The organism is Paenibacillus sp. USDA918EY (assembly GCF_009870825.1).
Classification (GTDB): Bacteria; Bacillota; Bacilli; order Paenibacillales; family Paenibacillaceae; genus Paenibacillus_AQ; species Paenibacillus_AQ albilobatus.
In genome coordinates, this window is sequence record NZ_WTWY01000009.1 from 178,521 (window position 1) to 190,415 (window position 11,895).

At 55.3% G+C, this 11,895-nt stretch carries 8 protein-coding genes; 2 read left to right on the forward strand and 6 right to left on the reverse strand.

Translation table 11 applies throughout. The features are described from left to right. Positions 1-216: 216 nt before the first annotated feature. Both GQY55_RS19055 and GQY55_RS19060 read right to left on the reverse strand, forming a co-directional pair. Entirely contained in the window at positions 217-3,534 is a 3,318-nt protein-coding gene (locus tag GQY55_RS19055) for a DEAD/DEAH box helicase (RefSeq protein ID WP_160043464.1), read from the reverse strand. A gap of 101 nt (positions 3,535-3,635) precedes the next feature. Further along, on the reverse strand, positions 3,636-4,706 hold the full coding sequence (locus GQY55_RS19060; protein WP_160043465.1) for an undecaprenyldiphospho-muramoylpentapeptide beta-N-acetylglucosaminyltransferase: 1,071 nt from the start codon (positions 4,704-4,706) through the stop codon (positions 3,636-3,638). A 172-nt stretch (positions 4,707-4,878) separates the two neighbouring features. Here GQY55_RS19060 and GQY55_RS31965 point away from each other — a divergent pair, with 172 nt between their 5' ends. Both GQY55_RS31965 and abc-f read left to right on the forward strand, forming a co-directional pair. Beyond that, on the forward strand, positions 4,879-5,025 hold the full coding sequence (locus tag GQY55_RS31965; protein WP_310858620.1) for an RAxF-45 family protein: 147 nt from the start codon (positions 4,879-4,881) through the stop codon (positions 5,023-5,025). A gap of 96 nt (positions 5,026-5,121) precedes the next feature. Next, positions 5,122-7,020 (forward strand): ribosomal protection-like ABC-F family protein, encoded by a 1,899-nt coding sequence (gene abc-f / locus GQY55_RS19065; RefSeq protein WP_160043466.1) that lies wholly within the window; start codon positions 5,122-5,124, stop codon positions 7,018-7,020. Positions 7,021-7,113: 93 nt separating this feature from the next. Here abc-f and GQY55_RS19070 read toward each other — a convergent pair whose 3' ends face one another. The 4 genes from GQY55_RS19070 to chvE form a co-directional block, all read right to left on the reverse strand. Continuing rightward, on the reverse strand, positions 7,114-7,734 hold the full coding sequence (locus tag GQY55_RS19070; RefSeq protein WP_160043467.1) for a 50S ribosomal protein L25: 621 nt from the start codon (positions 7,732-7,734) through the stop codon (positions 7,114-7,116). Between the two features lie 160 nt (positions 7,735-7,894). Beyond that, positions 7,895-9,061 carry a multiple monosaccharide ABC transporter permease gene (gene mmsB, locus GQY55_RS19075; protein ID WP_160043468.1) on the reverse strand — a complete coding sequence of 389 codons (1,167 nt, stop codon included), beginning with the start codon at positions 9,059-9,061 and terminating at the stop codon, positions 7,895-7,897. Then, entirely contained in the window at positions 9,045-10,595 is a 1,551-nt protein-coding gene (gene mmsA / locus GQY55_RS19080; RefSeq protein WP_160043469.1) for a multiple monosaccharide ABC transporter ATP-binding protein, read from the reverse strand. The genes mmsB and mmsA overlap by 17 nt, the downstream gene beginning before the upstream one ends. A 37-nt stretch (positions 10,596-10,632) precedes the next feature. Next, positions 10,633-11,718, reverse strand: a complete 1,086-nt coding sequence (gene chvE, locus GQY55_RS19085; protein ID WP_160043470.1) for a multiple monosaccharide ABC transporter substrate-binding protein — start codon at positions 11,716-11,718, stop codon at positions 10,633-10,635. Positions 11,719-11,895: the final 177 nt, after the last annotated feature.

An 11,895-nucleotide genomic window follows, 5' to 3' on the forward strand; every position in this document is an offset into this window, starting at 1 on the left:
ACTACGTGCTATGCAGCTATATTTCGCCGTATCCTCCGAAACTCCTTCATAAATCCCGTGGAAGATCAGCAATTTTTGTGGGAATTTGCTAGAAGGGATGAGTGCCTATGAGCTGCATGTTCAAAGGATGATCCCGGCCGGCGTCCAAACAACGAATCAAAAAAGGGCCCGTTCCAAAGGACGGCCCTTTTCGTTCTGTAAGATGACAAGTCTTCGTCACAGCGCCAGCAGCTCGCGGATTTCCTGCTCCGTCAGCGCCGTTTGGGTATCGGAGCCCGGTTCCATCACTTCGCGGATCAAGTCTTTTTTGCGCTGCTGCAGCTCCATCATTTTTTCCTCCACGGTCCCTTTCGTCACCAGACGGATAACCTGCACCACGTTTTTTTGCCCCATGCGGTGGGCCCGGCCCGCCGCTTGCTCTTCGACCGCGGGGTTCCACCACAGATCGTACAAAATGACGGTGTCTGCCCCGGTCAGATTGAGTCCCGTCCCTCCGGCTTTGAGCGAAATCAGGAACACGTCGTTTTCCCCGGCGTTGAAGCGGTCGCATATGTCCAGCCGCTCTTTGGCAGGGGTTTGCCCGTCCAGATAAAATGCCGGTATGCCGAGCTTGCCAAGTTCGCTCCGGATAATGCGGAGCATGCTCGTAAACTGGGAGAAAATCAGCATCCGCCGGCCGCTTTCCAGGCAATCCTGGGCGACTTCCAGCAGCTGCTGCAGCTTCCCGGACTCCCCTTCGTATCCGTCGACGAACAATACGGGATGGCAGCACAGCTGGCGCAGCCTCGTAATGCCGGCCAAAATTTTCATCCGGCTCCGCTGGAAACCTTCGAATTCGAGGTCGCGCATCGTTTCTTCCTTGAATTCCTCCAAATACGCCGCGTAAAGCTTTTTCTGATCCCTGGACAGCTCGGACTGCCGTACCGTTTCGATCCGTTCGGGTAATTCCTCCAGTACGTCCGCACGCATTCGCCGCAAAATGAATGGCTGCACCATCCGTGCGATCCGGTCGCGGGAAAGCCCGCGGAAATTTTTGAGGCCGGAGAAAAGCCCCGGGAATACGGCGTCGAAAATGGACCACAGCTCGTCGACCGAATTTTCGATCGGCGTGCCGGTCAGCGCGAATCTGCGTCCCGCCGTGATTTCACGCACCGCCTGCGCGGTTTGGGTCGATGCGTTTTTGATTGCCTGGGCTTCGTCCAAAACGAGAGTGCTAAACGCCATCTCCTGGTATATCCGGATGTCCTTGCGCAGGGACGGGTACGAGGTAATGATCACATCCGCGTCGAATTCCGAGCTGGCTTCGCCTGCGGTTTCCTGAGTACCCGTTTCGGCATCCGCCATGCGTAGAAGCATTTCGCTTCGCTCCTTCTTGGCCCCCAAAGCAACCTCGACTTTAAGGGATGGGGCGAACCGGTGAAATTCCTGCTCCCAATTGTATACGAGCGACGCCGGGGCAACGATCAGCGCGGGCTTTTGCGCCGCCTGCTCACGGGCTTCCGACAAAATGTAGGCGATGCTCTGCAGCGTTTTGCCAAGCCCCATGTCGTCCGCCAAAATCCCGCCGAAACGGTAAGAGCCGAGCGTTTTCAGCCATTGGAAACCTTCTATTTGATAATCGCGAAGCACGGAGGACAGCTCGGCCGGAACGGCAAATTCCCCTTGCTGTGGATGCAGCATATGGTCAAGCAGCGCCCGCAGCGACTTTCCGAGCTTCAGGCTGCCGTTTTCCCGGTCTCGCAGCTGAAGGCCCCTGAACATGGGCAGCTCCAATCGGCTTCCGGTGATGTCCCCTTTTTTCATTCCAAGCTCGTCGTACAGCTCGCCGAACATTTGAAAAGCTTCTCCCTCAAGCGATAAATACGAGCCTTCGGCAAGGCGGTAATATTTCTTTTTTTCGACGATGCTGAGCAAAATTTTGCGGATTTCCTTGTCGCTGATGCCGTCCAGCTCGAACCGGATTTCCAGCCAGTTGGTCGTCTCGTCCGTATCCGCTTTGATCTTGGGGGCTTTGCGGCCCGCGTGGACCATCTGCTTGACGCTGTCCGTCGCATAAACCTCGACCCACGAATCCAGCCGCGGCAGCAAACGGAACAACACGTCGTACACGCTGTCCTCCTCCGCCAGATCAAGCGACCATTCCTTGTCCAACCGGATAAAATCGCTTTCGTTCAGCGCATCCAGCAGCTTTTTCTCCTTCTCCGAGTCCCTGACGAGGATCAGGTCGGCATCTTTCCGCGCTTCCCAGTCGTCGGCGAGCGCGTCGATCACGATCCCGCCGTATACGAATTCAGCCCTCGCATGCAGCGCCGACTCGTCCCGGTCCAAATACAGCTTGGCCGACAGCGCCGGCTGGACGATGCGGTCGCGGATCGCGGAATCCACCGATACCCTTCCGATCTTGCGCAAGCCCGGAACGACCTTCTCCATCAGCGCGTCCATTTGATGCGGGGATACTTGGATTTTCGCGTGGTCGTGGCGGTATAACAGCGACTTCATCTCGGACAGCAAATAAAGCTCCCGTTCCGGCAACAGATACACTTTCCCCTCCAAAACGGCGCAGCGGTAAGCGTTCATCACCGTCGCTTTTTTCAGGCCCCGGATTTCAAGGCCGTATGCATCCTTCGCGGCGCCGCTGATTTCGAACGTAACCGGAAGGGGCTCATCGCTCGCCTCCATCCGTGCCGGTTCGCCGAAATCCCGCTCAAGCAAAGCTCCCGCAGCGGTCAAACGCGGCAGCAGCGTCTCCCATGCAAGGGGCGGCACCGTCAGCAGCCGCTGGTTTCCCGATGAGGAATACCCGGCATAATACCTTCCCGTTTCGTCATAAGCGAATTCGCTGGCGGCAATGCGCATCAGCTGCTCGATGACCGCCCAGTCTTCGTCCCGGAACGTATGCGCGGACGGATCGTACGTGAACAGCCTCGTAAACGGCAGCGGCCGGCCTTCCTCGATATGCAGCAGCAGCTGCCGGATGTTTTGCACGACATACGGACGCTTGAGCCCCATTTTCATTTCAATCTTGAATTTGGGTTCGGGCTGGTATTCGTCGGTAATTTTGCATATGAATTCGACGCTGAGCGTTTCCTTCAAGGCGTTTGCAAGCCTTTGGCCCGCTTTGATGCGGCTTTGGTCGGCCGCTTTGTCGAATAAATCGATCAGGCCGCCGGTCAAACGAATGTCGCGGGAGGTGATGCCCGGCGTCGGCAGCGGCACCACCTCGCCTTTGCGCCGAAGCTCTCCGTTTCCGTTTTTCTCCTCGTCCAGCATCAGGATCAGGACGGCCGCAATATGCTTGCAGTACGGATAATAACCGCCGTAAGCGCCGCATTCGCATTCCGCGTGAAAATCCGCGCCGTCAATGTCGATGTGGACATGATAGATCTCATCGTCCTGAACGACGGCCCGGCTGCAGCGGTCCTCATCGTCGCGCTCCACAACCATGACCTGTCCCTGTTCTACCATCGCTTCTCCGCGTTTGTAGCCCGTGACGCCGCACAGGGTTCTGATTCGTTCTGCGGTAAATGCCAGCATGAATATGTCCTTTCCGAAATCTATATCGTTACATTTTGATTTATTAGTCTCTTCTTACCACTATACCATACATCCCGCAAAATCAAGAACTCTTGTTCTCGTTATTTGTTGTCGGCAGTCTCTTTGATTAGGCGGAAAACGGTGGACAGCGCATCGGAACTCGGGTTGCTCCGCATGTTTTCAACGATTTCCTTCCGGCTTTTGAACACGTCCATCACCCCCGAAAACAAGGTGTCCCCGTCAAGTTCTTCCTCCTCCAAAACTTTGCAATATCCCGCCTTTTCGAACGATTGGGCGTTCAGGATCTGATCCCCCCTGCTCTGCTGCCGGCTGAGTGGGATGAGCAGCATCGGCTTGCGCAGCGACAAAAACTCGAAAATCGAATTGGAGCCGGCGCGGGAAACGACCAAATCCGCCATGGCCAGGACGTCAGGCAATTCGTCGTTGATGTATTCGTACTGACGGTAGCCGGGGATGTCGAGACTCGGGTCGAGCTGCCCTTTCCCGCATATATGGACCACTTGAAAATATTTGAGAAGGGTAGGCAGCGCCGATCTCACCGTTTCGTTTATTTTGCGGGCCCCAAGGCTTCCTCCCATGATGAGCAGCACGAACTGGTTCCGCTGGAAACCGCAAAAATCCCTTCCGCGGTCGGCATTCCCCTGATGAAGCTCCTTCCGGACCACCGCGCCCACGTAACGGCTTTTATCCGTATTCATTTGTTCGGCCGTTTCCGGGAACGTCGTGCAGACGACGGATGCCATCGGAATGGAGATGCGGTTGGCGAGGCCCGGCGTAATATCCGATTCATGGATGATGACGGGCACTTTGTTCAACCAGGCTCCGATCACCACCGGAACGGACACGAAACCGCCTTTCGAAAACACGACCTGCGGCTTGCGCTTTTTGATCAACCGGTATGCTTCATACACGCCTTTGGCCACTTTGAACGGGTCTTTTACGTTTTGAATGTCAAAATAACGTCTTAATTTGCCTGTCGAGATCGGAAAATATTTGACTTCGGGCAGGGCTCCCACCAGATCTTTTTCGATGCCTGCCGCGGAACCCGCATATTCGACGGACCAGCCCTCCTCCAAAAATAACGGCATCAGCGCCAGATTTACGGTGACATGACCTGCGGAACCCCCGCCGGTAAACATAATTTTGCTCATAACTTCCCCCTGGATCTTTGTGCAGTGTTTTATTTCATTATACAGCCCAAAGGGTCGCCTGTGACGATGCCGTCGGCATCAATCCCGAATATAGTCATCAGCCTATTGCTTTTTGCGTCCGAACTCTCTAAAATGTACATATCTATATTTTGAAGGAGGTGAGGTAGCAGTGGTGCGCAATTTTTCGAACGACCGGATCAATCAGTTGCCGATGGTATTGTCCGGAATTTTTCATGCAGCGGCATTTGACGGGATCAGTCTGTCCATTTTCCCATATCCGGTTGCTTCAAAAAATTGCGAAATGCCGCTCCTACCTTAACTTCAACGGATGAATATGCGTTGAACGTTCAAGCCGCGGGGACATTTCCCTGCGGCTTTTTTTCTGTAGGTCCCGGCATCTATGGAGGAAAAACAAATGATGATTCAATGCAAAAACGTGCAAAAATACCATGGCGCCCAGCTGGTGCTGTCCGATATCAGCTTCGAAATTTCCCGCGGGGAAAAGGTTGCCCTCATCGGCCGGAACGGCAGCGGCAAAACGACCCTGCTCCGGCTTCTGAACGGGGACGAAACCCCGGATCAGGGCCAAATCGCCATCCAAAAAGGGGTGAAAACCGGTTTGCTCGCCCAAATTCCGGAAGCCGCCGCGGAAGAAACGGTTCGTGACGTGCTCCTTCGCCCGTTTGCCCTTGTCCTCGAATGGCAGAACCGGATGCGTACGCTGGAAACGCTCATGTCCGATCCGAAAAAAAGCGGCGATCCGAAAGCGCTGGCGGGCTGGCTTGACGAATACGGCAAGCTGCAGGAGCGGTTCGAACGCGCAAACGGTTATGAAATCGAAGCTTCGATCGCCAAAATCACGGCCGGCCTGGGGATTCCCGCGGAGCAGCTGCCCCAAGCCTTCGCTTCCCTCTCCGGCGGGGAGAAAACGAAAATCGGCCTCGCATCGCTCCTGCTGGAGCAGCCGGACCTTTTGCTGCTGGATGAGCCGACGAACCATCTGGACATGGCGGCGCTGGAATGGCTGGAGCAGTTTTTGGCGGAATATGCCGGCACGGTGCTGGTCATTTCGCATGACCGATATTTTCTGGATCGGCTCGTCACGAAGGTGATTGAAATCGAAGACGGCGAAGCGTTCATCTACCATGCCAACTACAGCGGCTTCCAAAAAGAGAAGGAAGAACGGCTGCTGCTGCAATTCGCGGAATATCAGGAACAGCAGAAAAAGATCAAAAAAATGCAGGAAAGCATCAAACAGCTGATCGAATGGGGCAACCAGGCCAATCCGCCGAATGCGGGTTTTCACCGGCGCGCCGCTTCGATGCAAAAAGCGCTCGACCGCATGGTGAAGGTGAAACGGCCCGTGCTCGAACGCAAAAAAATGGATCTCCGGCTCAAGCAGGATGACCGTTCGGGCAAACAGGTCGTTCTGTTTGATCAAGTCGGCAAAGCCTTCGGAGACCGCTTCCTGTTCAGGAATGTAAACGGGCTGCTCCGTTATGGCGAAACCGCTATGCTGCTGGGGGCGAACGGGTGCGGCAAAAGCACCTTGCTGCACATGCTTTTGGGACGTGAAGCGGTGACGGAAGGGGCGGTTTCCTTGGGGTCCCGCGTTGTCGTCGGTTATCTTGCGCAGCAGGAGCATCCGGACGACGTCCGGCAGACGGTGCTTCAATATTACCGCGAGCACGCGGGCATCGAGGAAGGGGAAGCCAGGGGCAAGCTGGCGCGCTTTTTGTTCTACGGACCCGACGTGTTCAAAAACGTCGCCAGCCTATCCGGGGGCGAATGGACGCGCCTGCGGTTTGCCGTGCTGATGGAGCTGAAGCCGAATCTGCTCATTCTCGACGAACCGACCAACCATCTGGATATCGACTCCAGGGAGGTGCTTGAAGAAGCGCTGGAGGACTTTCCGGGAACCATTCTTGCCGTCTCCCATGACCGTTACTTTATAAGCCGTCTTGGCAGCGTAATTTGGAGCTTGGGGCAGGGCGGGCTTGAGCTCATCCATGGAGGGCTGGAGGAATATCGGCGGCGCGCCGTTTCGGAAAAGCCGGCGACCGTGCGGGAAACCGAAGCCCTTTCTGTACCGGCTTCCAGGAAGAAGCCTGCGGCCGTTTCAAAAATGCCGCCAAGAAACTGGGAAGAGGAAATCGAAATCGCCGAACGGCAAATTCAGAGCCTCGATGCGCAAATGATGGACCTTGCTGTCGCCAGCGACGCCCAGCGGCTGGCGGAGCTGCACAGCATCCGCGAACGGCTCGAGGAGGAACTGCGCCGCCTATATGAAGAATGGATGGGCGCCTCCGAATAAAAAAACGCAGCCTGCTCCCCAGGGAGACGGGCTGTGTTTTTATGTTTCGGCTTCCGGTTTCGAGTCAACCCGAACGACGGAAGCTGATCATCTCTATTCCTTCGCTTCTTCTCCCGAAGCTTCCGGCGCTGCATCGCCCTCGGCTTCCGCTTCGCCTTCGTCTTGGAGCACGGCCCGCGGAGCGGTGACGGATGCAATCAATTCTTCAGGGGAAGCCACCAGCGTCACGCCTTCAGGCAGCTTGATGTCCGAAGCGGCCAGCTTGTCCCCCATCTGGAGATGCGTAATGTCCACCGGGATCGTAGCCGGCAAATCTGCTGGCAGCCCTTCAACCTCAAGCTCCGTTTCCAGATGCTGAAGCACGCCGCCGACTTTCGTTCCTTCCGCGGTTCCCTGGAATTCGATCGGCACGCGGACTTTCAGCCGCTTGTTCGCGGATATTTGCAAGAAATCGACGTGGCTCACGGCCCCGCTTTTTTTCTGGAAATCTTTAATGATCACGTTAAAATCGGAGGTGCCTTCCACTTTTAGCTTAAACATTTCGGTGCGTCCCGTCCGGGCCACCTTCATCAGTTCCTTGGCATCGACGCTCAGCGGGATGCTTTCCGTTTGCGAGCCGTAAACGACGGCCGGAATGCGCCCGCTTTCCCTCAGTTTGCGCAAGCTCGAGTGCTTGGTATCTTTTCTCGGCTCAGCCGTAAGCGTATGTGACATCTAGCATTACCTCCTTGGATATCGCCAAATCTATCGCCGCCATTCGAAACGGCATACTTATGTATTACCCATTCCGGAGACAAATCAAACATTCGCCTATGAAAATTCGGCGCGGACAAAAAAAGACGGAAGCACGCCTGCCCCCGTCTATTTTGCCGAATCACGATACGCTGCTTTTCTTTTTGTTGTAAATGTCGAAGGCGACGGCCGCAAGCAGGACAAGCCCTTTGATGCCCTGCTGCCAGTCGATGCCAAGGCCGATGAGCGACATGCCGTTGTTCAGGATGCCCATGACAAGCCCGCCGATGATCGCCCCGAACACCGTTCCGATGCCGCCTGTCGCCGAAGCCCCGCCGATGAAGCTTGCGGCGATCGCGTCGAGCTCGAAGTTGGTGCCGGCCCTTGGCGTTGCCGCGTTCAGGCGCGCGGCGAAGATCAGGCCGGAGATGGCCGCCATGACGCCCATGTTGACGAACACCCAGAACGTTACCTTTTTCGTTTTGACACCGGACAGCCCCGCCGCTTTTTCGTTGCCGCCGATCGCGTAAATATGGCGTCCCATCACCGTTTTGTTCATGACGAAGGAATAGATGAGAATAAGCGCAAGCAGCAGAATCAAAATGTTCGGCAGCCCCGCGTAACTGGCCAGCATAAACGCAAACGCTACGATGATGGCCGCGATAATGACAAGCTTGAGGATGAACAAACCGCCGGGCAAAACGTCGAAGTTGTATTTTTTCTTGGATTTCCGGTCGCGAAGTTCATTGATGACAAAAATGACGGTGCAAATGACGCCGGCCGCAATCGCCACCACATTGATGCTGCCGCTGCCCAAATCCGGGATGAAACCGGAGCTGATCTTTTGAAAGCCTGCCGGGAACGGCGAGATGGATTGGCCTTTCAGCACGATCATGGTCAATCCCCGGAATAGCAGCATGCCCGCAAGCGTGACGATAAATGCCGGGATTTTGACGTAAGCGACCCAAAAACCTTGCCATGCGCCGATCAGCGCGCCGACGATGAGCGAGGCGATGACCGCAATGACCGGATGCAGGTGCATATCCACCATCATGATCCCCGCGACCGCGCCCACGAAGGCGGCGACCGATCCGACCGAAAGGTCGATGTGTCCCGTAATGATGACCAGCACCATGCCGATGGCCAGAACGAGAATATAGCTGTTTTGCAAAATCAGGTTCGTTATGTTGATCGGCTCGAGCAGCAGGCCGCCCGTAATCAATTGGAAAAAGATCATGATAACGACAAGCGCGATGATCATTCCGTATTGGCGGATGTTATTTTTGAACAATTTAACAATCGTTTCCATGCTTTGGACCTCCAGTCTTGGTCATGAATCTCATCAATGTTTCCTGCGAAGCCTCTTCCCGGCTGACTTCCCCGGTAATTCGTCCCGCGTTCATTACGTAGATCCGGTCGCAGATGCCCAAAATTTCCGGGAGCTCGGACGAGATGACCAGAACGGCTTTCCCCTCGTCGGCCAACTGATTGATGATCGTATAAATTTCGTATTTGGCCCCGACGTCGATGCCGCGCGTAGGCTCATCCAGGATCAGAACATCCGGCTCGGAAAATATCCATTTGCTGAGAACCACCTTCTGCTGGTTGCCGCCGCTGAGATTGCCGGTTTTCTGCAAAATGTTCGGCGCTTTGATCTTCAGCTTTTTCCGCATGTCCTCCGCGACGAGAATTTCCTGCTTGTCGTTGATGACGCCTTTTTTCGCCAGCTTGGAAAGCCCGGTAAGCGAAATGTTGCGCTTGATATCGTCGATCAGGATCAGCCCGTAATGTTTGCGGTCTTCCGTCACGTAGGCAAAGCCGTTGTTTATGGCCTGGGTCACGGTGTTGTTTTCGATGGGCTTGCCGTCCTTGTACAGCGTGCCGCTGACGTTTCGGCCGTAGGATTTGCCGAAGACGCTCATCGCCAGTTCCGTCCGACCCGCTCCCATCAGTCCTGCAATCCCGACGATTTCTCCGCGGCGGACATGCAGGTTGACGTTGTCGAGCACTTTGCGGTCGGCCCGAACCTCGTCATATACCGTCCAGTCCTTGATCTCCAAAATAACGTCGCCGATGTTCGGCATACGTTCCGGATAGCGGTTCGTCAAATCCCGTCCGACCATGCCGCGAATGATGCGGTCCTCGTTCACATCCCCGCTTTTCATGTCGAGCGTTTCGATCGTTTGTCCGTCGCGCAGAATCGTGATCGAATCCGACACTTTCGAAACTTCGTTAAGCTTGTGGGAAATGAGGATGCAGGAAATGCCCTGCTTCTTGAACTCAAGCATCAGCTGGAGCAAGTTTTCGCTGTCGTCTTCGTTCAATGCGGCCGTCGGTTCATCCAAAATAAGCAGCTTCACTTTCTTCGAGAGCGCTTTCGCGATTTCCACCAGCTGCTGCTTGCCGACTCCGAGGTTCCCTACGGGCGTGTTCGGATGTTCGTTCAGCCCTACCTTCTGCAGCAGCTCGCGGGAACCCGCGATCGTCTCGTTCCAGTTCATCAAGCCTTTTCGGGACCGTTCGTTGCCGAGAAAAATGTTTTCCGCGATGGACAGGTAAGGAATAAGCGCCAGCTCCTGATGGATGATGACGATGCCGAGCTCTTCGCTTTGTTTGATGTTTTTGAATTCGCACACGCTGCCCTTGAACAAAATATCCCCTTCGTACGTGCCGTGCGGGTACACGCCGCTTAACACTTTCATCAGCGTGGATTTGCCCGCCCCGTTTTCCCCGCACAGCGAATGGATTTCGCCTTCCCGGATTTTCAGGTTGACGTTGTCGAGCGCTTTGACGCCCGGAAACGCTTTCGTAATGTTCCGCATTTCAAGAATGTATTCCGACATAGGTTTCACCTTCCGATCGTTCGAGTATATGGACGGCTTATTTCAGGCCGATTTGCTCCTTGGTGTAATAGCCGGTTTCCACCAGCTCCTTCTCGACGTTGGACGCGTCGACCGACACCGGAGGGAGCAAGTAAGCCGGTACGACCTTTACCCCGTTGTCGTAGGATTTGGTGTCGTTGACTTCGGCCTCTTGGCCTTTCAGGACGCTTTCCGCCATTTTGACCGCCTGCTCCGCAAGTTTCCGCGTATCCTTGAACACCGTTTGGGTTTGCTCCCCGGCCACGATGGATTTGATGGAAGCGAGCTCCCCGTCCTGCCCGGTGATGACCGGCATCGGTTTTTTCGCGGTTCCGTACCCGACGCCTTTAAGGGAAGATATGACGCCGATGCTGATGCCGTCGTACGGAGACAGGACCGCGTCCAAATGGGCGCCCGAGTAGTTGGCGCTGAGCAGGTTATCCATCCGCGACTGGGCGAGCGATCCGTCCCAACGCAGGGTGGCGATCTGCGCCATCGTCGTTTGCTTGCTGCGGACGACCAGCTGTCCGGAATCGATGTACGGCTTCAGGACGGACATGGCTCCGTCGTAAAAGAAATAGGCGTTGTTATCGTCCGGCGATCCCCCGAACAGCTCGATGTTGAACGGTCCCTTGCCCTCCTTCAGCCCGAGCTTTTTCTCGATATAGGATGCCTGCAGCACGCCGACCTGGAAGTTATCGAAGGTGGCGTAATAGGACAGGTATTCGGTGTTGCGGATGAGACGGTCGTAAGCGATCACCTTGATGCCCCGGTCATGCGCTTTTTTGATGACGTCGGACAGCGTGTTTCCGTCGATCGAAGCCACGACGATGACATCGACTCCTTTGGTGATCATGTTCTCGATTTGCGAGATTTGATTTTCGACGACGTCTTCCGCAAACTGCAGATCGGTCTTGTATCCTTTCTCCTGAAACATCCGCTCCATGTTTTGCCCGTCGGCTACCCAGCGCTCCGACGATTTGGTCGGCATGGCGAGCCCGACATAACCTTTGCTTTTGTCTCCGGCCCCCCTCTCGGCCAAATTGCAGGCCGTCAGGACCATGAGCATCGACGCGATCAGAAGTCCTGCGATTGCTTTCTTCATCGGTTCAATCTCCTTTCCTGGATGCTGCGCCCTGGAGCGCTTACACCATCCTGGGCGTCATGCCTCTCTGTACAAAAAGGATACACGCGAAGACCGGTCGGGGTCTTTTCACCGATTCGACCATTTTTTATAAATTTCATACCTTTGTGCAAAAGAACAAGCCGTTTGGATTGAACT